Here is a 20,938-nt window from a genome sequence, read left to right as displayed (position 1 = left end):
ATGGTATATGCTTGGTTAGTCACGCTAACATTAATTAATATATCCTTGGCTAAGTGACAACAAGGGGCTTTTGGCCAGCTATTGGGCAAAGGTTAAATAAAATTTTATGACAGAACAGAGTAAAAAAGGTATTAGTGAAGAACTAACTGTCAAAGACCAATCCTCTCAGTTTAGAAAGATGTTAGCTGAGGGGGATTTTATTAAAATCCCAAAAATCGGCGATATTATTAAAGGGGTGGTCATTGACATCTCGCGCTCAGAAATTCGTTTGGATATTGATGGGCTAACAACCGGTATCGTTCGCGGCCGGGAGTTTTATGATGAGTCAAGCGAATATTCTAATTTAAAAGTTGGTGATGAAGTTGAAGCCACCGTTATTGAGTTGGAAAACGAAAACGGTGAAATGGAGCTTTCGCTTCGTTTTGCCGGACATCAAAAGGCTTGGGACAACTTGTCTGGGTTGCGCGATGCCGGTGAAATCGTTAAGGCGACTATTGTGGACGCTAACAAGGGCGGTTTGATGGTTAAGGTTGGAAAAATTCCTGGATTTTTGCCCGTTTCACAATTAATGCCCGAACATTACCCCCGCGTTCCTGGCGGCGACAAGAATAAAATTCTTGACCGTCTAAAAAGCTATGTCGGCAAAGACTTTGAAGTGAAGATTATTGATGTCAACGAAGGCGAAGACAAGTTAATCGTTTCCGAGAAAGCCGGTTGGGAAGAAAAACAAAAGGATGTGATTTCCAGCTACAAAGTTGGCGACGTGATTGACGGCAAGGTGACGGCGGTAACTGATTTTGGTGTCTTTGTTGAATTCGGCGATAATAAGCTTGAAGGGCTGGTTCACATTTCCGAACTGGCTTGGCAGCGCATTGACGACCCGACTGACTTTGTGAAAGTCGGCGATAAGATTAAAGCCGAAATTATCAATGTTGAAGGGTCAAAAATCTTTTTGTCGATGAAAAAACTTAAGGCCGACCCCTGGACTAACGTTGGCAGCAAGTATCAGGTTGGGCAGATTGTTAAAGGCAAGGTCTTAAAAGTGAATCCGTTTGGCTTGTTTGTGGAGCTTGATCCGGATATTCATGGTTTAGCGCATATTTCCGAGCTGTCTCATAAGCCAGTGACCGATACCACCGAAATTGCCAAACCTGGTGAAGAGCGTGAATTCAAAATTTTGTCGATTGAACCAAAAGATCATCGTCTTGGTTTAAGTATTAAGGCGTTAACTCAGGCTCCGGCCGGCGAAGTTAAGCCAGCGGCCCAGCCAAAGGCTGATAAACCCTTAGACCCGGCGGCTAATTAAGTGATTCTTTCGCGTATTATTGAGAGAAATAAATCTTGAAAATAAGGTAAAAAGTGGGTATAATGTTATTAACTTTGCCCACTTTTTACTTTAAGACTTAACTATGAAAAATCTTGCAAAAAATTTAGCGGTCACTTTTATTGTATTCTTGGTCATCTTGGCGATGTTTAGTTTCTATATCACCCCGCAGGCGGAAAAACAGCCTCTGGGGATTATTGGCATGGTTGAAAAAATAAACCAGGGAGAGGTAAAGAGCATTGAAGTGACAAATGATAAAATTGCCGTGACGTTGGCTGATGGTTCTTTGGCTGAAGTGCAAAAAGAACCAACAGAGTCGCTCGGTGATTTGTTGAATAATTATCAGGCTGATCCTGAAAAATTGAAAGCCATTAACATTTCAGTCAAGAAAGAAAGCGGCTGGGAATATTGGTTAGTGAGTTTGTTGCCGTTGATTTTGCCATTCCTGTTGGTAATCGGGTTTATTTATCTGATGATGCGCCAAGTTCAGGGAGCAAACTCAAAAGCCATGACTTTTGGACAGTCTCGGGCTCGCGAAGTTAATCCCCAAGATAAGCGTAACCGCGTAACATTTCGTGATGTTGCCGGTGCCAAAGAGGTTAAAGAAGAGTTGACTGAAATTGTTGAATTCTTAAAGACGCCTCGAAAGTTTATCAGCCTTGGTGCCCGTATTCCTAAAGGTGTGTTGTTGGTAGGGCCTCCGGGAACTGGAAAAACGTTATTGGCTCGCGCGATCGCCGGCGAGGCCGATGTGCCATTTTTTAGCATTTCTGGTTCAGAATTCGTTGAAATGTTTGTTGGTGTTGGCGCTTCGCGCGTTCGTGATTTATTCCGCAAAGCCAAACGCAATTCGCCGTGTATTGTCTTTATTGATGAGCTTGATGCGGTTGGTCGTCAGCGTGGCGCCGGTCTGGGCGGTTCAAATGACGAACGGGAACAGACCCTTAATCAGATTTTAGTGGAAATGGACGGCTTTGATGTCACAACCAACGTGATCGTGATTGCCGCTACTAACCGGCCGGACATTTTGGATGCGGCATTGCTGCGCCCGGGTCGTTTTGATCGACGGGTGGTGTTGGACGCTCCGAGCATTGATGATCGTGAAGCAATTTTGAAAGTTCATTCCCGGAAAAAACCGTTGGGCGAAGATGTTGACTTGCGCCGGATTGCCGAACGAACTCCTGGCTTCACCGGAGCGGATCTTAATAATTTGCTTAATGAGGCGGCGATTTTTGCGGCTCGAAAAAATAAGAAAAAAATTGAGATGCTTGATATTTTGGAAAGTATTGAGAAGGTTATTTTGGGGCCTGAACGTAAGAGCCATTATCTTTCAGCTGAAGAGAAAAAAATTACCGCGTATCATGAAGCCGGTCATGCGTTGGTTGCGCATATTTTGCCAAATGCCGATCCGGTTCAGAAAGTGTCGATTATCTCTCGCGGCCGGGCCGCTGGCTATACTCTTAAGATGCCGCAGAAAGATAAATACTTAAAACCCCGCTCAGAGTTTATTGATGAATTGGCTGTATTGTTAGCCGGACACGTGACAGAAAAAGAGATATTTGGCGAAGTGACTACCGGTGCATCAAATGATTTACGTGAAGCAACTAGAATTGCTCGGCAACTGATTATGCAGTATGGCATGAGTGAAGTGCTTGGTCCCCGGACTTTTGGCAAGCGAGAAGAATTAATCTTTTTGGGCAAGGAAATTACGGAACAGCGCGATTACAGCGAAAAAGTCGCTGAAACAATTGATCAGGAAATCAGTAAACTGATTGATAACGCCATGAAAACAGCCTTGGAAATTGTCAGAAAGCATCGCGATAAAATGGAAGAAATTGTCCGGTTATTAATGGAACGAGAAACACTTGAAAAAGAAGAGTTCGAAGCCATCTTTGTGGAGAAAAAATAAAATAAATTGATCAATTAAACAAAACGACGTATGTATCACTACCGCGAAATATTTAAGCAAGCAGCCAAGGTCGCCTTCAAATATCCGGCGATTTGGTTTTTTGGCTTGATGGCCGCTTTATTAGGCACTTCTGGTGAAGCAGAAGTTTTCTTTTCAAGCTATGCTAATTCAGGCTGGCTTTCATTTTGGCAAAATGCTGCGGCCGGCGGATTATTTAGCGGCGGCGGACTTCGTGGTTTGACTGCTTTATTTGTCCAATCGCCAGCGTTTGTCGTCATGGCGGTATTGGCCGGCTTGATTGTTTTGGGCATGACCGTATTCATCACGTGGCTGGTAGTAATCTCACAGACAGCAGTGATTGGACAAAGCATTGCGATTACCCGCAAGCACCCGTTAACATGGGGTGAAAGTTTCGGACTAGGGGTGAGTAAATTTTGGCCTATTTTGGGCTTGAACGTGGTTTTAAAGATAGTTGTCTGGTTAACCATCAGTATTATTGGTGTTATGGCACTGCAGCGCTTTGTCCTGTCGTTATATGTGTTTATTGTGGTGTTTAATGCGGGAATGATTTTGGTTTTAATGAGTTCATTTATTTCTCGTTATGCCATCTGCGCCGTGGTTTTGAAAGATAAGAGTTTTGGCGAGTCGTTGTCATTTGCTTGGAAACTGTTCAAAACTAATTGGCTGATGACGATGGAAATTTCAATTATTCTGTTTTTGGTCACTTGGGTAGTCAATACGATTATTGGTATTCTGGGATTTTTTGCCTTTTTCTATATCTTCAGGTTATATAGCGGCTGGTTATTTGGATTGATTTTATTGACTACTTTTTTGTTTGTGGTGTTTGTCGTCTTGCAAATTGCTTTGACTGTTTTTTCCTGGGCCACTTGGGCAATAATTTTTGAGATTATCTCAAGCAAGAAAAATCTTTTAGCGAGCCGGTTGATAAGCGGCTGGCAAGCTTTGCGTCGATAACGTCTTTCGTACATATTTAACGCCCCCAATTTTTCGGGGGCGTTTTTGTTTTTAGGCTTAGTTTGTTATAATAAACACGTATGATGAGTGATAAGAATAATCCAATCAAAAACGTTTCATCAGTCAGTCGGCCGCAGATTGCCAGTGAAGAGGTGTCGGAAAAATTCAGCGAGAAAATGAAGAATATCGGCGCCAAGGAAAAAGAGCGTGAAGCGCAAACCAGGGCTGCGATGATGGGCTTTCAATATATCGATTTAAAGGGTTTTCCAATTAGTCCGGAAACTTTGATTTTATTTTCAGAAAAAGATTCCCAGGAACTAAAAGCTATTTGTTTTTTTCGGGGTTCAAATGATATTAGGATTGGGGCGGTTAATCCCGAAGACCCTCGGTTGACGGAGCTAACCAAAGTATTGGCCAAAGAAAATCATGCGGACGTAAAAATTTATTTAATTTCACAAAACAGTTTTGATTTTGCGTTTCGTTTGTACCAATCAATTCCCAAAGTTCGTAAGTTTGTCAGTGGCGTTGAAATTGCTGAAGACGATATTCGTAAGTATGAAAAAGAGATTAGAACATTTCAGGATTTAAACAAGGAATTAAGCGAAGTTTCAATTACCGACATGGTAACGTTAATTATGGCGGCCGCTATTAAGGCTAGATCTTCGGATATTCACATTGAGGCTGAAGAAAAAGGAGTCAAGGTTCGATTTCGTATCGACGGTTTGTTGCATGATGTTGCTGAGCTTGAACATAAAGTTTGGCCGCAGGTTGTCAGTCGCATTAAATTAGTTTCGCGATTAAAGATTAATATTGAAGACCGCCCTCAGGACGGACGTTTTACCATTTTTATGACTAAAGAAAAGATTGACGTTCGTGTGTCAACTTTGCCAACGGCGTATGGTGAAAGCGTTGTGATGCGTTTATTGATGTCGTCGGCGGCCGGCATGGCGTTTGAAGATTTAGGTTTGCGCGGCCGCGCTTTTGAGGCGTTGCGGGGCGAAATTGAAAAACCAAATGGCATGATTGTCACGACTGGTCCGACCGGTTCAGGAAAAACTACTACTTTGTATGCAGTGCTAAATAAGCTAAATGATCCGGGAACTAAAATTATCACCATTGAAGACCCGGTTGAATACAAACTTGACGGCGTTAATCAAAGTCAGGTTGATCATAGTAAGAACTACACTTTCGCCAACGGCCTGCGCTCTATTTTGCGACAGGATCCGGATATCGTTATGGTTGGTGAAGTTCGTGATCTTGAAACAGCTGAGATTGCAATTAATGCCGCGTTGACTGGTCATTTGGTGATTACCACATTGCACACAAACGACGCTGCCGGAACCATTCCCCGTTTGCTGTCAATGCAGGTTAAACCATTTTTGTTGGCCCCGGCGATTAATGCGATGATTGGTCAACGTTTGGTACGAAAAATTTGCCAGTACTGTAAAAAACCAGCCGAGCTTGATAATAAAACCATGTCGCGGGTGATGGCAATTTTATCAAAAATTCCTGAAGAGTCTGGTTTTCGAGTACCAGAAGCAGAGCTTAAGCGGTTAAAGTTTTATAAAGGCGGCGGCTGTGAGGAGTGTCAGGGCCTTGGGTATAAGGGTCGGGTTGGTATCTTTGAAGTCATGACAATGAATAAAGAAGTAGAAAATTTGATTTTAACTGGCCATGTGTCTGAGTATGATATGCGTTCAATTGCCGTTAAGCACGGTATGATCACGATGATTCAAGACGGTTTATTGAAAGCGGCTGACGGTATCACCACGGCCGATGAAGTGTTTCGTGTGGCTAAGGATATCAGTGACGACGAGCTTTAAAAATTAGTTTAAAAATCCGCCCTTTATTGACAAGAGGCGGTTTTTTTGTTAGTATGGGCTCGCTGCGAGTAAGGTGTTTCTTGGCGCAAACTACGTTAAGGAGGGTAGAGATTTGTGCACGACGCAAGAGAAGAAAGGTCCGGTCATTTCGACGGATCCGGTTTCGCAAATCATTCATGAGAAGACGGGTGACGTGCTTGACCGCATTCAACAAAGCGGTGGTTTTCTCGGCGGATTTAAGCCGCCACACCAAACCGCTGCGGCAGAGCAGAATGAATCTGGCTCGGCCGACCAACGAGCAGGCGATGAGCCTCGCTCAAACTCGCATTAGCCTCGGCCTGCTGCTTGGTGTTATCAGACAGCTGGCCGATTTTTTGTTGTTCTAAATTTTCAAAATGGTTTAGCCAGGGGCTAATGCCGTTTAATAAGCGAATTGTCTCGTGATAGCGAGGTAACCGCTGCAATGTTTTATTTTTTGTGACCTGTTCAATAAGCCGAGTTACTTCTTGGCCAGTGTGTTGGAGGGCATGTGCAGTCTTAACCTGGTCGTATATGTCAGCCAGTTCGGCTTTTTGATCGTTATTCAAATTAAATCGCTGCCAGCGATTGTTTACTTCTTCCAGAAATAATGCCAAGGCATACAGCGCTTGGTTTTCCAGCTGGCCTCGTGCTTGGTCAATTAAGTTTAGTTGAAGTGGGCTTCCCTCCAGGCCGGTAATTGCCTTTTTTCTTTTTTCGGGGTCGTTATCAAGTCTGGCAGTATAAAGCTCGCTTCCTAATTCATCTAGTTGATTTTCGGTAAGGTGCAAAACAATGCTTGGCGCGGTATTAATTTTTTGTAGTGGGCCTTCTTGGTAGTAGGATTGAAAATAAGTTCGGCTAAATCGGCCATTTTCAATTTCATGCAGAGTGTTTTGAGTTTTTCGTTCAAGTCCGTCTAAATTTTTAGTTTTTGTGACGTCAATTCGCAAAGCAATCGGATCATGTCCGTCTGGTGATTCCATCTCTAAAGTTAAATCAGTACCAACGGCTAAGTCGTTATAGTCGGCGGCATCACCATGGCCGCGGTCTAGGATAACGACATTTTCGCCAAACCAGTCGTAATTATTGACTTCCGGCAGCGCGGTTTCAAAAAAATTGGCATACTCGGTTTCGTCACCAAACTGACGAGCTTTTTTTTCACGAACGGTATTACGGTCACTGGCAGCTTCATTGGGACTGACTCGGCTTTGACTGATTTCCATTAGCCGCGGTTTTCGTGTTTTATTAATATGTTCCATTAATTTATAAAAACGATCCGGCAGCGGACGTTCAGGGGTGGTAAGTTGTTCGGCGGGGTTGCGCCAATATTCAACCATGGGTGGTGATGGTTATTTTTCTTTGGTCCTCGTGTAGTAATTCTACCGTAATTTTTATAATTTGTTTAGGGAGATGTTGTTTAATTTTTTCCGCCCATTCAATCACGGTGACAGTGTCGGGTCGGTTAAAATATTCTGTAGCACCAATCTCTCTTAGTTGTTCCTCACTTTGTAAACGGTAGCAATCAATGTGTACTAGCTGTTTAATTGTTTTGTTTTTTATTGGATAGACGCGCATCAAAATAAAAGTCGGACTGTTAACAATGGACGTAATGCCTAATCCTTTGGCGATACCCTTGGTTAAAACAGTTTTACCGGCACCAAGATTGCCGGTTAATGCTAATACGTCCCCGCCTTGCAAGGTTTTAGCCAGTTTAATGCCAAGGGTGTGGGTTTGGTGTTCGGACTTGGTGGTAAATATTTTCTTTATCATCGTTTAAATATCAAGGTTAGGGTTTACTTTTAGTGTATGCCACGGCGAAGGTTTGTCAAAGGCGGCGGCAATAGCAATCATGGCGGCATTGTCCGTGCAAAGATGAATGTCGGGCGTTAAAAATTTTATCTTTAGATTTTTAGCTTTTGTTGCAAGCGTTTGCCGCAACAGTCCATTAGCCGCAACGCCACCTGATAGCATAATTGTTTTGGCGTGGTGGGTTTGGGCGGCGCGAATTGTTTTTTCAACCAAAATATCAACTGCGGCCTGTTCAAATGAAGCGGCGATGTCGGCGGTAACGGCAGGGGTGATTTTTTTTATTTTTTGAGTTGTATATAGCACCGCTGTTTTAAGTCCTGAGAAGCTGAAGTTGAAATTATTTTCTTTTAACATTGGTCGTGGGAATGGATAAGCGTTTCGGCTTCCGGTTTTGGCAAGTTTGGAAATCGCTGGTCCGCCCGGATACCCTAGCCCCAATAGCTGTGCGACCTTGTCGAATGCCTCGCCGGCCGCGTCGTCGATAGTGGCGCCGATTTTTTTCAGGTGAGTTGGGCTGGTTTGTAAAATAATTTCAGTATGTCCGCCGGAAACAATTAGGGTGATGGCCGGAAAATTAATTTTTTGATTGTGGCTCCAGTTGGCGTACAAATGAGCCTTCATGTGGTTAACCGGTACAATTGGTTTTTTCCAGACGTACGAAAGAGTCTTGGCGGTTTCAATGCCGACTATAAGCGACGTAATTAAGCCGGGCCCGACTGTTACCGCCAAGCGATCAAGTTTATTCGGTGTGAGCTTGGCCTGATCAAGGGTTTGTTCAAGTACCGGTATGATGTTTTGAATATGGTGACGGGCGGCAACTTCTGGCACTACGCCGCCGTACTGGCGGTGAATATCAATTTGTGAAACAATCGTGTTTGCCAAAATATTAAAGCGACCGCCTTTCGTTTCAACAACGGCGGCGGCGGTTTCGTCACACGAACTTTCGATGGCAAATATTTTCATAATTAATCAACGTTGCTTGGTGATGGGCACTCGCCTTCCACATAGCTTTCAACTAATGAATTTCGGCAGGCGTGGCAAGCACTTGAGAACGTTTGGTCAATTGGTGGACACGGCGCTTTAATGCACTGAACATTAACTTTGGCGCATACTGGTTGGTAGATTTCAGCACACACTTCAGCTTCTCGTTGAGCATCTTGGCATTTAATTCGGTCAGTTGATGGTGTCGTTGGCAGATTTTCAACGTAGGTAATGCCGTTATGGCGACACTGGGCTGGCTTACTTTTAAGAATGGGGTTTCCGGCCGCCACGCAGCTGTCAAAATCAAAAACTGCCGGTTGATTTTGATTATTGTTTCCGGTCGGCGGGTTGATATCTGTATTTGTTAGACAGCCGGTAATGAAAAAACCGGACAGGATGCTGGCAATTAATAGTTTAATTTTCATATACTGCCAGTATAACAAAAAATCGCCTTTTAGGCGATTTTTTGTAATTTAATTCTTAGTTTTGAGCTTCAGTCGGTAAGCTCGGCCGCTGGTTATTATGCATTCCTTTCATCCCCCTCATGCCGTGTGGGCCAAATGGTCCAGGCATGCCGAGTTCGTCAAAGATTGCTTTAGCTTCATCAAACTTTTCTTCCTGCATTAACTGGTGGGCTTCAGTTAATTTGTTGAAAGTTTCTTGATTGATGCTACTTTCCAGTTTGTCGGCTTGGGTTCTAAGCTCAGTAACTCGTTCCTTCATCATTTCCGACCAGGTTTCATAGTCGCCGTCAATAATCATTTGTTTGAATTCCTGACGGTGTTCAATGAAGTTTGGCCGTGAATCAGTAGTTGTGGTAGTCTGGGCGAAAGTTGTAATACCTACAACGGCTGTAGTAATAATCAAACCGAGCATGGCCGCTATAAGGTAGTGGGTTTTGGGCATAGATGATTGAGGTTATGAATTAGATCATTGGAATTTGACGTGACCGCGCATCGATGCTGTTCTCGGCTGGCCAAATTGCCTCGCACATCAGGTAATACGCCCAGTATTAAATTTTATTTCATCACTACCGCGTCCTTGGCGGCGGTGCTTGCAGATGAAATTCAATTAAACGATTATGTTGTTTGAACCAAGGTTTTAAAATTTCAATTTCAAACGTGTCGCCTTCGAATTTTTTTCCGACCAGGATAATTCGGTCACCAATGTCAAATTGGGTAGTTGAAGTGCTGATAATCCATAACCGGCCATTGAAGTCCTGAATTTCAACTTGACTACTATTAACATTAACCACTACACCGCCCAAAATTGGACCGGCGGGACTAAACAGCTGTCTGGCGCGATTTTCCATAAAGTGGTGGTAAAAAGGAAATCGTTTATAGAAAATGTCTTCTAAGTCTTCACCAAGACCAACGCTGTATGACACGCTACCAATCAGAATACTGGCAATAACGCTAATGCCAAGCACTGCCAGCGTATTATATCGGTAGCCTTTATTAGTGTGTTTGATGTTGTACCAGGCCAGTCCGAGAAATGCTAACAGGATAAGTAACCAAAAGTATGGCAGATTAATTAGAATGGTGGTTATGGCGCTTGGCTGAGCTTGATAGTAATCCCAATTCTCGTGGCGGAGCATGAAGATGGTAACTGAAGTGGCTAAGCTACCAACTAAAATAGCAATGATAAAAATGATCCACATCACATAATCTTTGAGTAAAAATTCCCACCGCGGAGTCGGTTTAATGTGGCTTTCTTTAATTTTTTCTAAAATATTTTTTCCTAAATCTTGGTTCATATTTTTGGTTGATAGATTGCTTGTAGTTGGGTTTTCGCCCGATTAATCAGGGTGCCGACCGTGCCGCGCGGTTTTTTAATGATGTCAGAAATTTCATCATAACTTTTTTCTTCAAAATACCGCAAGATGAGAACTTCACGGTATTTTGGCTTGAGTTTTTCCAGTGATTCGGCCAACTGTTCTCGTAGCAATGCCTGGTCAGTTGATTTCTCAATATTAATTTCGGCCGTAAGACTGCTGAGGCTTTCCTCATCAACTTCCCAGCTTAGTACCTGGGGTTTATTTTTGATTTTTCGGTAATTACTGATAACATGATTTCTGGTAATACGATAAATCCAGGAAGAAAATTTTAGGCTTGGGTCATAACCGTTGAGATTTTTATACACTTTAATAAAGACCTCTTGGAGGAGGTCATGAGCTTCGTCGGGCGCGACATTCGAAATTCGTAGAATAAACGAGAGTAATTTTTGCTGATAGCGATTAACAATATGTAAAAAATGATCCTGATTTTCAAGGGTCAAATTGACCAGCTCCTGGTCGGTTTTATTCGCAAAATCTGGTAGTTCAGCCATATAGATTAGTACGCTTTTTAATGGCGATTTATTTCATGATTGTTGTTAAAGTGGGATAAACTCAGCTGGTGGGAATAACCAAGGGTAATATAGGCGCAGGAGCCACAGGACTATCACTGGGGGTAACGAAAAAAGTATAATGATGGCATAGGTTAAAGCGTATTTTAAAATCGGATGGAAGCTTATGATTTCTCCCTTGGTGTTTATACTGAGCATGGCCGGCGTGATAATAATGCCGTACACGAAAATTACCAAAGGTGTCCAGAAGAAAAAGGCAATCGGATTAGTTAGTGCCACAGGAAAGATTCGTTCGGTCCAAAGGCCAAATACTCCGGTGAGAAAAAATATTTCAGTTTTAGAATATTGGATTTTTTTAGTTAAAACATACCAGCCCATAATCAGGCCACTGAAAGCAAAAATATTAAAAGCCCAAAATTGTAAGATGCGTTGAAGGTATAAGACGGTATTAAAGCCTTCCGATAAGTGATTGACTAGGGCGGCAAAAATTTCTTCAGTTAAAACTGCGCCATAACCCAATGTTAAAAATTTAATGACGGCCGCAGCGGGCCAGTTTTGCAGCCTGTCTGTCAATAATGATTTAAAGATATAAAGGAGCGGGCCAAAAATTCCGATCACTACTATAAAATAAATCATAGTGTATTCAAAACTGATGAACATGTTATAAACAACAACAAAAATTAGGCTAACCATTAGCCAGCTAATCATTATTTTTTTGACGGTAGTCATTTAGTTAAAAATTTCAGGGTTGATTGCGATGATTTTATCGTCTTCAGTTTTGCTTTCTCCGCGGCCGTCAGTGTTAGAAGTGGAAACATAAATGAAGCCATCTGGTCCGATGACAATGGCGCGCAGCCGGCCAAAGTCGCGATAGAAATGAGTGAAGAATTTTTTTGTTTCAATTTGGTATTGGTAGATTGCTTCTCCGCGCAAACCGGTAAAAAAGATTGAACCGTTAAGGTAAATTGCGTCGCCGGGAGCCCAGGTGACGTCGGAGCCGGAGTGAACCACCGGCGTGGTTAGTCCTGGTTTGGTTTGATCACCTTGAATGGTGGGCCAGCCGTAATTTTGATTTGGTTCAATAATATTTAATTCGTCTAAGCCCGACAGTGCGCCGCTGCGGCCATGTTCAGTGGCCCAGAGTTGTCCTGATTCATCCCAAGCTAATCCTTGCGGATTGCGATGGCCCAGAGAATAAATCAGCGATGTCGGATTTGGGTTATCGGACGGAATAGAACCATCGTCATTCAGACGTAAGATTTTACCGCCTAAAAAATTCGGGTCCTGGGCTTTGTCAGATTTGGTAGCGTCGCCGGTAGTGACATATAGTTTGCTGTCTGGTCCGAATTCAATTCGGCCGCCGTCATGGTATTGGGCGCCTGGAATATTATCTATGATTATTTTTTTATCAGTCAGGGTGTCGCCGGTTAGCCGGTATCGTTCTACCCGGTTGATTAGGCCGTCTTTAGTGCGGGTGGTGAGGTACAAATAAATAAAATTATTATTTTTAAAATCGGGGTGTAGTGCCATCCCTTGCAAGCCACCTTCACCAACGTGTTCAACTCCCTGGATTTTAATAACTGTTTTATTGGCGCCGATTTTTAATAAGTTGCCGGCTCGTTCGGTGACAAGCATTTCGCCGGTTGGCAGAAATCCAATTTCCCAGGGGATCAAAAGATTTTTGGCGATAATTTCAATATCGGTAACTGCTTGGTCAGCGCCTGGTTTGGCGTTTGGTGTTTGATTGGTGTCTGGTGTGCGGTTAGCGGCTAGGTTAAAAACGTTTATCCCTAGCTCCCCCTGTGGGGCGCTAGGACTAAAAAATAGTCGTGTGATTTTGGTGCGAAACAAAAACGCGGTAACTAAAAAAATAATGATAAAGAGTGAGATTAAAACTCCTTTTTTCATAAGTTACTTGTTTAATAGCCAAAGTGAAAAGTTAAGTATGGTTGCAAACAGCACCCAAGTTAGATATGGCATCAATAAATAGCCGGCTGGTTTTTTGATTTGCCAAAACTGCCAGGTGAGGATACTAATCATGCAGACCAAAAGCACAATAATAAAAAGCGCCAGCAAGATTTGTTGAGCGCCAAAGAAGACAACTGACCAGGCGGCATTAAAAATCAGATGGACTAAAAATAATATAATCGCGTTTGGTGCTAGTGGATGTTTTTGGCGGTGTTCCCAGACAAGATACAGACTAATTCCCATCATAGTATACAGTGTTAACCAAACTGGGCCGAACACAAAACCCGGAGGATTGAAAAATGGTTTTTGCAAACTAGCATACCAGCCAGGGATTGCTGGGGTGGTGAAAAATGACCCAATAATGCCAGCAGTCTGGCAAATGAGAATGGCTAAAATGATTTTCCCGAATTTTTTCATACTATGTGTATCATCCCCTTTTTGTCTTAAAGTGTCAAACAAAAAACCACCCCCTACCGGGCGGTTTCTTGAAACGCAATGTAAATTTGCCTAGGCGTTTGATATGGGAGGGACAGTTTCAGAAGTGTCAGCGGGCATTGCCTTTTTTTCGTTGCAAACTTTGCAATTTTTTTTATGAGTGGCAATCTCAACAACGGCTGATAAACCGACTAGAATATAAATAATTCTGGAGATTAAAGCGCTTTGGCCACCAAATAACATCCCGACATCCCAGCCGATTAAGCCGACTAGCAGCCAATTTAAGCCTCCAATAACCAGAAGAAGGAAAGTGACTATGTGTACTACTTTCATTGCTATTTCACCCCCTTTCACGTGCTTGTTATATTGTATCACAACTGGCCATGAGTAAAAAAGAGTGGTTGAGGATAAGTTGTGGGTCGGTGGCCTGTAACCTTTTTTCTGATTTTTCGTTATAATACATATAGACCAAAAGGTCGAAATAATAATATAACTTTTTATATATGGCAAACGAATATAATTCAAAACAAAAACTTGCGCTATTATTGGTTGGGATGATCTTACTAACAGGTGTTATCAGCCTGGCGTTATTGCGTGATCGGATTGTTAACTGGCCACAATGGACAGTAACGGTAACCGGTCAGGGTAAAGTCAGCTATCAGCCGGATACGGCCGTAGTCTACTTAGGCGTCCGGGTTGAAAAAGCGATCAGCGCTGAACGTGCATTGACCCAGGTTAATAATTCCATTGATAAAGTTCTAACAGCGGTTAAAGAATTGAATATTCCGGAGGCTGATATTCAGACTCAAAATTATTCATTGTATCCGCAGTATGACTATATTGATGGCGTGTCGGTTTTATCAGGGTACACTGCCAGCGAACAGTTGGTTGTTAAAGTTCGCAACTTAAAAGATCAGCCAAATTTAGTTGCTGATTTGGTCGCCAAGGCAACCGCCGCTGGCGCGAATCAGGTTGATGGCATTTCCTTTGAGGCGTCGGATATTGAGGTGCTTAAACAACAGGCTCGGTTGATGGCTATCCAAGATGCCAAGAATCGCGCTGGTGCCTTAGCAACGGCTGCTGATGTTAAGCTTGGCAAGGTTGTTGGCTGGTGGGATAATGTTGTCCAGGGGCCAATTACCGGTCAGCCGTATTACTACGATGGTAAAGGCGGCATGGGCGCTGGTGGCGCGGTTGGACAAGTACCAAACGGCCAGCAGGAAATTATTATTGAAGTTGGTGTGAACTATCGGGTTAAATAAACCAACCTTAAATTACTAGACAAATAACAGCCTACGAGCGATCGTGGGCTGTTTTATATTGACTTTTTTTGATATTTATGTTATATTAATTAGTCCTTTTGTGGTTTAGATTTTGGAAACGAACAACTAACTTGGAACCAAAGGAGAAATGAACCTTGAAAAGTATCACACTGGTCGCCCGCGACATGGGTGGCTCCGAAGCGCTTGGCCTACTGGCGGAATACTTAGGTTCCGTTGGTTGGCAGACACACACCTTTTTGGGCTACGGTAAACAGATTGCTAGCCTGAACGATTTGCAGGGAGCCGTCGAAGGTAGCGATATCACGCTGTGCGGGATGTCGTCTTCCCCAGAGTTGGCCGCGCCGGAGTTGACCGCTTTTGATCTGGCGAAAGCAACCGGCAAGAAGTTTGGGTTTTTCGCCGACATCTTTAACAGCCATCGCCGGACCTGGCTGCAGGACCAACTGCGACAAGCAGATGTTTTTTTTGTTCTGAACGAGGATGAAGCGGCCAAAGCCAGACAGCACTTGCCTGGCGTCAACGTTGTAGTGACTGGTAATCCGGTTTGGGAGCGTTTCGCGTTTCCGAAATTTACGGCGACCGAAATCCGGTCTCAGCTTGGTCTTAATGACGGCAGGGTCCTTTTGGTGGTTGGCACCAAAGAGTTACTGATTAACATCGCGCTTGTTTCAGCGGTGCTCAATTTGGTGCATCGTCACAACTGGCACTGCCAGATCGTGTACAGCTTCCACCCCGGCGACCGAAATCCGGTGGCGTTGTACGAGCCGCTGGTGGCCTGGTCGGGCGGCAAGATTCAACTGGTGTTACCAGAAACTATGGCCGGAACTGACATCGTTCCCGCCGCTGATGTTATCGTAGACTCATTTTCCACGATCGGCATTCAGGCTGGTTTTCTGCGCAAACCAGTCGTGACCTACGCGAGCGGTTTGGCGCTGGGACGGCTGAAAGTCATCACCGGGCAAGAGATGTGGGAGCCGATTGAACAAGGCTATGTTATGTCTGGCCGCAATGACGAAGAACTGCAACGAGCGCTGCTTAGCGTATTCAGCGGCAACAGCGGGCTTCGCCAGAAGCAAGAAGCCATGTTTTTGATTCCGACTGAACTTGGTCGGTCGGTCGGTTTGCTGGCAGCCGAGTTGGAGCGACTTGTTCCTTAAAATGTTGTCGGCCACATGGTCGATCCTTCGGGGGTTGAGTGAAGTTTTACTCAACCCTTTTTATTTTAGGATGATTGCTTTTTTAATTTTGGCGGTCAGCGAGAAATTTTTTAAGACGGCTGGTTTATGTGAAAATACGTCATAACCTTTTTCGTTATAGCGGGGCACTAAATGCCAGTGAACATGGTTTACCTCATCCATATAGATCAGGTAGATTTTTTTAACTTTAAGCGCTTTTAACATCGCATCACGCAAAATATCGACAGCCGCCATTAAATAACTATAATCTCGATCGTTAAGCAGATGGATATCATTAACGTCTTTTTTCCATACCACGACAACGTGTCCGACAGTGATCGGGCGGCTGGCTAAACAGGCGTACAACTTGTCATCTTCGTAGATAATGGCTTTTTTCGGCGGGGTTGGTAATTGTTTTTTAGGCATATCATTTAATTAATTCGGGATATTTTTCTTTGATTTTTTTTAGTTTAGGACTAATCACAACTTGGCAGTACGGCTGATTGGCGTTGGTTTGGTAATAATTCTGATGGTATGTTTCGGCCGGATAAAATTGATCAAGAGTTTGAATTTCCGTGATGACTGGGCCGCTAAATTCGGATTTAATTTTTTTAATGTAATTAAGAGCCGTTGACTCTTGTTCTGGCGTGGTAGTTAAAATGATTGAACGATACTCTTCGCCCACATCGTTACCCTGGCGGTTGGGAGTGGTTGGATTGTGCGTGGCGAAGAAGACTTCCAATAATTTTTCATAGCTAATAATGTTCGGATCAAATTCAATTTCAATCACTTCAGCGTGCCCAGTGTTAGCCGAATGTAATTTTTCGTAAGTTGGGTTAGGAGTTTTTCCTCCAGCGTAACCCGAGACTACTTTGGTAACACCTTTGAGATTTTGAAAAATAGCTTCCGTGCACCAGAAGCAACCTCCGCCAAAAACGGCAATTTCTTTTTCGGCCATGATTTTAATTAGTTACTTTATTAACGATTGATTTAAAGCGATTGAAGTCGTTGGTGATAAAATAGCCTTTGAGTTTGAACAAATCGGCTTTTTGGTGAGTAGCCCCGTTAACAATATCGCGAGCGGCCAGATAACCAGCCTCTTTAATTTTACCAGTTACTGCCTCATTAATATCACCAAAGGGGTAAGCAATAGCGTCAACTTTGATTTTTAAATTAGTTTCAAGAGTTTGTTTGCTTTGAATCAGTTCGCGGTTTAATTCATCGGCGTTGATGCGCGTTAGGTACTGGTGATACCAGCCATGTGAACCAATTTCCATTCCTTGGTCACGAAGTTCAGCTAATTGTTCCCAGGACATATAGTTCTTACTTTTACCGACCGGATTAGCAAAAATAAAAAAGGTGGCATTAAAATTAAATTCTTTTAATAAAGGAAAAGCGTTTTCATACTGGCTAATAACGCCGTCGTCAAAACTGATGATAACGGGTTTTTCCGGCAAACTAAACTGCCCGCTAAAATAATCAGTCAGATTTTTAAAAGTGATTGTGGTAAAATTGTTATCTTTGAGATATTGGAATTGTTCGCGTAAGCGGCCGGGGCTGACAATAAAAGTTTTGTCGTTTGCGGAATCGGTGTCGCGATATTCCCTAATATGATGGTAAATAAGAATCGGTAATCGTACTTCAATAGTTTCAAAATCAATTTCGGCTTGGGAAGTAGAAGTGGCCTCGGTCGGGTTCTGATTAGCTGGTACTGAAAACTCAGCCGGTTTGGTACAACCAACGATTAGTGTGCAAGTAATTAGTGTTGATATGACGGTTTGTTTCATACCTAGTGGCATTTTGATTATACCATTATGACGCCGGCGTTGTCTTGAATTTGGCTTTGTTAAACGCTATACTATAAGCATTATTATTAAGTTTATTTTATGGTTTCTACCGCTAATAATATTCTTTCAATTTTGGTGATATTGGTTCAGATCGACATTGCGGTTATTTTGATTGCCTGGGCGATGAAATATTTTGCCAAGAAAGATAATTTGGCAATTCGCTATGCCATCCGCTGGGGTCTGCCGTTGGCTTTTTTGACGGCGCTGGTGTCAACGTTAGGCAGCCTTTTTTATTCAGAAATCGCCGGCTATGAACCTTGCACCTTATGTTGGTATCAGCGTATTGTAATGTATCCGCAAGTTATTACACTTGGGTTAGCGTTGTGGAAAAAGAACGAAGCCGTTGTGGATCAAAGTATTATGCTGTCGTTGATTGGTGCGATGATTGCAGTCTACCAATATTTAGGGCAGATTTCGGTTATTGAGCTTGCGCCATGTTCGGCAATTGGGTATTCAGTGAGTTGTTCAAAAACGTTTGTCATGAATTATGGCTATATAACCATTCCGATGATGGCCCTAACCGGTTTTAGCTACATCTTGTTATTAATGTTGATTCGTAAATTCTCCAAATAACTTTTTATTGTTGGCAAAGCGCCCAAAGTTTGGGCGCTTTTTAGTTTGACTAAATTAGCTATTTCAGGGATAATTTTATATACTTCTTGAAAGATTTAGTCTTGCTTTACGTCACTATATGTAAGCCCTGCACATGCATCTAACAACCGAAAAACAATTTGTTGATTTTTATGACAAGCATGCAGATGCTATCTTTAGATTTTGTTACTTTCGCATCTATGAGCGCGAACTGGCCAAAGAATTGTCTCAGGAGTCGTTTTGCCGGCTTTGGGGTATGGTGGCGGAAGGTCAGGATATAACCTACCCGAAAGCGGTGCTGTATCGGATTGCCCGCAACCTGGTTATTGATTATGTGCGTCGGAAAAAGGAAGCTTCGCTTGAAGAAATCCAAGAAGTGTCCGGAGATTCGGTTTTTAAAGACAGTAAATCTGAACATATTGATGACGCGATTGATGTCAGCGCCGTACTGCAGAAGTTAAGGGAGAAAAATGAGGAGTTGTCTGAACCACTTGAACTAAAATATCTTCAAGGGCTCCAGGTCAAAGAGATTGCGAAAATTTTAAACCTTTCACCAAACGTCGTTTCAGTGCGAATCCATCGAGCGATCAAAATATTAAAAGGCATGTATGATAATTAGAAAGATAAGAAAAATTGCAAAACTGCAGCAAGCCGAAAAACTTTCGGTTGCTGAAAAATTGGCGATGCGCTCCGCATTGTTAGATTTTGTCCGGACTACGCCAGGCGTAAGAAACCAACCGACTGGCCGTCTGATATCCTTAAGGGGGCTGATTAATAACTTAAGGGAGACAAAATTTATGCCAATAGCTTTGATAATTGCTTTATTTATTGCCGTTAGCGGCGGCACCTCTTTGGCGGCTGAGAATTCAGTTCCGGGAGATTTATTGTATCCGGTAAAAATTTCGGTAAATGAAAAAATTCGTTCGGCGGTCAACTTTTCCGATGAATCAAAGGTAGAATGGGAAATCGATAAGGTCGCCCGACGGCTTGAAGAGGCGGAAAAATTAAAAGTAAAAAATCGTCTTGACGTAACAATTAGTGAAACGGTTAAAAATGATATCAGCATTCAAACAAAAACGGCATCTCAGCTAGCCGAGAAATTCCAGGACTCTGAGAAATCTTTCTCGGCGAATTCCCGGCTTGAGGCGGTGTTGCGCGGGCATGCCCAGATATTGCTTGCTTTATCCGAAAAAGATGATGGAGCGGCGGAAATTATTTTAGACGTTTTGGATGATACTAAGGCGATCTCGGAAAGTCGGGTTGAAGCCGAAGGAGAAATTTCCGCCAAGGCGGAGGCTGATTTTGAGATAGCCGCCAAAAACAAGATGAAAGCCGCAGAAAATAAAATTGCTGAGGTTAAAAAGATAGTTGATAAAAATTCTTTTCTAAGTGAGCCGGTGGCCGCGCGTCTTAGCGCCCAGCTTAACAGCGCCTTGTCGGTATATAACGAAGGGAAGGCTGAGCTGGATTTGAAACAGTATAATCAAGCTTTCATTACATTTCAGGAAGCGCTTCGGTTAGCGCAGGAAGCCCAAATCATCGTGCATGGCGCCAAGCAGCTTGATATTGATTGGCAGGGTAAAATTAATGCTTCGAAAAACGATAGTAATAGAAAAAATGATCAGAATGATGATGCCAAAAAATCTCAGGATAAAGCCGTAATAGAAGAAAAATTTCCCGTTCACATCGACGCTCTGATTGACGCTGCTAATCGGATTAACACTCGAACTAAAACCGAAATTAAAGCGCCTGACGCTGACGACTCTGACCGTGGAGACGCCGAGGACAAAGATACTGATCGTGAACGATCCCGGTCGGAGGCTGAAACAAATGCCGAGGTTGAATCTGATTTAATTGACATTGAGGTTGAAAACGAACTTACTCTTTAATTATTAATAATGTATAGGCATATGAATAAAGAATTAAAGAGCCTCTATAGTTGGTTAGCAATTGGTGGATTGGTCGTTTTGGTGGCAACTTATTTTATTGTTTCGTTGATTCAAAGCAGGCAGGACAATTTGGTTTTTGGATCACAAACCCATCTGCAGAAAAGCGAAGTGGCAAAAGATGAGGGTGGTGCTGGATTTGGACCGGAAGTAGTAAAAAATTCGCAGCCGGTAGGTTATGAAGAAGTACGAGATAGTTATATAGGAAGACGAATTCAATTGGATAATTGCATGCTTGACCCTAATACTGTGACATATAAGAATGGTACCAAAGTGATGTTGGATAACCGATCAAGCGAGCCGACGGAGATCAAAATTGATGGTAAGGCAATCCGGTTTTGGGGGTATGAGTATAAAATTGTGACATTATATAATACGACAGCGCCCCATACGCTGGATGTTGATTGTGAATATTTGGGGGAAGTCCAATATAATGTTGCCAGAATATTACTCCAACCGTAAGTTGCCGGCCGATAACGCCATTGACATATTTTTTGTTTCTGGT

At 42.9% G+C, this 20,938-nt stretch carries 24 protein-coding genes; 10 read left to right on the top strand and 14 right to left on the bottom strand.

Annotated features, from left to right (window positions below; translation table 11 throughout):
* Positions 1–106 precede the first annotated feature (106 nt).
* The 4 genes from HUU49_04530 to HUU49_04515 all read left to right on the top strand — a co-directional run bounded on the left by HUU49_04530 (position 107) and on the right by HUU49_04515 (position 6,031).
* Positions 107–1,306: a S1 RNA-binding domain-containing protein gene (locus tag HUU49_04530; protein NUM25853.1), complete on the top strand. Its 1,200-nt coding sequence runs from the start codon at positions 107–109 to the stop codon at positions 1,304–1,306.
* A 103-nt stretch (positions 1,307–1,409) separates the two neighbouring features.
* On the top strand, positions 1,410–3,233 hold the full coding sequence (gene hflB, locus HUU49_04525; protein NUM25852.1) for an ATP-dependent zinc metalloprotease FtsH: 1,824 nt from the start codon (positions 1,410–1,412) through the stop codon (positions 3,231–3,233).
* A 30-nt stretch (positions 3,234–3,263) separates the two neighbouring features.
* Positions 3,264–4,208 (top strand): hypothetical protein, encoded by a 945-nt coding sequence (locus HUU49_04520; protein NUM25851.1) that lies wholly within the window; start codon positions 3,264–3,266, stop codon positions 4,206–4,208.
* Positions 4,209–4,288: 80 nt separating this feature from the next.
* Complete coding sequence (locus tag HUU49_04515) at positions 4,289–6,031, top strand: type II/IV secretion system protein (GenBank protein NUM25850.1); 1,743 nt, start codon at positions 4,289–4,291, stop codon at positions 6,029–6,031.
* A 236-nt stretch (positions 6,032–6,267) separates the two neighbouring features.
* On the opposite strand, the gene HUU49_04510 is transcribed toward HUU49_04515, so the two are convergent.
* The 11 genes from HUU49_04510 to HUU49_04460 all read right to left on the bottom strand — a co-directional run bounded on the left by HUU49_04510 (position 6,268) and on the right by HUU49_04460 (position 13,924).
* Positions 6,268–7,389 carry a hypothetical protein gene (locus tag HUU49_04510; GenBank protein ID NUM25849.1) on the bottom strand — a complete coding sequence of 374 codons (1,122 nt, stop codon included), beginning with the start codon at positions 7,387–7,389 and terminating at the stop codon, positions 6,268–6,270.
* Positions 7,382–7,822 (bottom strand): tRNA (adenosine(37)-N6)-threonylcarbamoyltransferase complex ATPase subunit type 1 TsaE, encoded by a 441-nt coding sequence (gene tsaE / locus HUU49_04505; GenBank protein ID NUM25848.1) that lies wholly within the window; start codon positions 7,820–7,822, stop codon positions 7,382–7,384. Before tsaE ends, HUU49_04510 begins: the two co-directional genes overlap by 8 nt.
* 3 nt (positions 7,823–7,825) lie before the next feature.
* On the bottom strand, positions 7,826–8,824 hold the full coding sequence (gene tsaD / locus HUU49_04500; GenBank protein NUM25847.1) for a tRNA (adenosine(37)-N6)-threonylcarbamoyltransferase complex transferase subunit TsaD: 999 nt from the start codon (positions 8,822–8,824) through the stop codon (positions 7,826–7,828).
* 2 nt (positions 8,825–8,826) lie between these two features.
* Positions 8,827–9,267: a hypothetical protein gene (locus tag HUU49_04495; GenBank protein NUM25846.1), complete on the bottom strand. Its 441-nt coding sequence runs from the start codon at positions 9,265–9,267 to the stop codon at positions 8,827–8,829.
* 55 nt (positions 9,268–9,322) lie between these two features.
* On the bottom strand, positions 9,323–9,748 hold the full coding sequence (locus HUU49_04490) for a hypothetical protein (GenBank protein ID NUM25845.1): 426 nt from the start codon (positions 9,746–9,748) through the stop codon (positions 9,323–9,325).
* A gap of 124 nt (positions 9,749–9,872) precedes the next feature.
* A complete protein-coding gene (locus HUU49_04485) occupies positions 9,873–10,598 on the bottom strand; it encodes a hypothetical protein (protein ID NUM25844.1) in 726 nt (241 codons plus the stop codon).
* A complete protein-coding gene (locus HUU49_04480; GenBank protein NUM25843.1) occupies positions 10,595–11,170 on the bottom strand; it encodes a sigma-70 family RNA polymerase sigma factor in 576 nt (191 codons plus the stop codon). The genes HUU49_04485 and HUU49_04480 overlap by 4 nt, the downstream gene beginning before the upstream one ends.
* A 45-nt stretch (positions 11,171–11,215) precedes the next feature.
* Positions 11,216–11,896: a hypothetical protein gene (locus HUU49_04475; protein ID NUM25842.1), complete on the bottom strand. Its 681-nt coding sequence runs from the start codon at positions 11,894–11,896 to the stop codon at positions 11,216–11,218.
* 21 nt (positions 11,897–11,917) lie between these two features.
* A complete protein-coding gene (locus HUU49_04470; GenBank protein ID NUM25841.1) occupies positions 11,918–13,096 on the bottom strand; it encodes a PQQ-dependent sugar dehydrogenase in 1,179 nt (392 codons plus the stop codon).
* A 3-nt stretch (positions 13,097–13,099) separates the two neighbouring features.
* Complete coding sequence (locus tag HUU49_04465) at positions 13,100–13,573, bottom strand: tryptophan-rich sensory protein (GenBank protein NUM25840.1); 474 nt, start codon at positions 13,571–13,573, stop codon at positions 13,100–13,102.
* 90 nt (positions 13,574–13,663) lie between these two features.
* Positions 13,664–13,924 carry a DUF378 domain-containing protein gene (locus tag HUU49_04460; protein ID NUM25839.1) on the bottom strand — a complete coding sequence of 87 codons (261 nt, stop codon included), beginning with the start codon at positions 13,922–13,924 and terminating at the stop codon, positions 13,664–13,666.
* A 170-nt stretch (positions 13,925–14,094) separates the two neighbouring features.
* Here HUU49_04460 and HUU49_04455 point away from each other — a divergent pair, with 170 nt between their 5' ends.
* Entirely contained in the window at positions 14,095–14,853 is a 759-nt protein-coding gene (locus HUU49_04455) for an SIMPL domain-containing protein (GenBank protein ID NUM25838.1), read from the top strand.
* Positions 14,854–15,008: 155 nt separating this feature from the next.
* Positions 15,009–16,031 carry a hypothetical protein gene (locus tag HUU49_04450; protein NUM25837.1) on the top strand — a complete coding sequence of 341 codons (1,023 nt, stop codon included), beginning with the start codon at positions 15,009–15,011 and terminating at the stop codon, positions 16,029–16,031.
* A gap of 60 nt (positions 16,032–16,091) precedes the next feature.
* Here HUU49_04450 and HUU49_04445 read toward each other — a convergent pair whose 3' ends face one another.
* The 3 genes from HUU49_04445 to HUU49_04435 are packed head-to-tail and all read right to left on the bottom strand — an operon-like array spanning position 16,092 to position 17,836.
* Positions 16,092–16,475: an HIT family protein gene (locus HUU49_04445; GenBank protein NUM25836.1), complete on the bottom strand. Its 384-nt coding sequence runs from the start codon at positions 16,473–16,475 to the stop codon at positions 16,092–16,094.
* Between the two features lies 1 nt (position 16,476).
* On the bottom strand, positions 16,477–17,007 hold the full coding sequence (gene msrA, locus HUU49_04440) for a peptide-methionine (S)-S-oxide reductase MsrA (protein NUM25835.1): 531 nt from the start codon (positions 17,005–17,007) through the stop codon (positions 16,477–16,479).
* Between the two features lie 4 nt (positions 17,008–17,011).
* Positions 17,012–17,836, bottom strand: coding sequence for a polysaccharide deacetylase family protein (locus tag HUU49_04435; protein NUM25834.1), 825 nt, complete (start codon positions 17,834–17,836; stop codon positions 17,012–17,014).
* 99 nt (positions 17,837–17,935) lie between these two features.
* Here HUU49_04435 and HUU49_04430 point away from each other — a divergent pair, with 99 nt between their 5' ends.
* From HUU49_04430 to HUU49_04415, 4 genes are all read left to right on the top strand, one after another.
* Entirely contained in the window at positions 17,936–18,469 is a 534-nt protein-coding gene (locus HUU49_04430; GenBank protein NUM25833.1) for a disulfide bond formation protein B, read from the top strand.
* A 133-nt stretch (positions 18,470–18,602) separates the two neighbouring features.
* Entirely contained in the window at positions 18,603–19,106 is a 504-nt protein-coding gene (locus HUU49_04425; GenBank protein ID NUM25832.1) for a sigma-70 family RNA polymerase sigma factor, read from the top strand.
* Positions 19,096–20,376, top strand: a complete 1,281-nt coding sequence (locus tag HUU49_04420) for a hypothetical protein (GenBank protein ID NUM25831.1) — start codon at positions 19,096–19,098, stop codon at positions 20,374–20,376. The genes HUU49_04425 and HUU49_04420 overlap by 11 nt, the downstream gene beginning before the upstream one ends.
* A gap of 21 nt (positions 20,377–20,397) precedes the next feature.
* A complete protein-coding gene (locus tag HUU49_04415) occupies positions 20,398–20,895 on the top strand; it encodes a hypothetical protein (protein ID NUM25830.1) in 498 nt (165 codons plus the stop codon).
* Positions 20,896–20,938: the final 43 nt, after the last annotated feature.

This window comes from Candidatus Buchananbacteria bacterium (assembly GCA_013359225.1).
Taxonomy (GTDB): Bacteria; Patescibacteriota; Patescibacteriia; order Buchananbacterales; family UBA6539; genus JABWCG01.
This window is presented reverse-complemented; position numbering and strand designations above follow the sequence as displayed.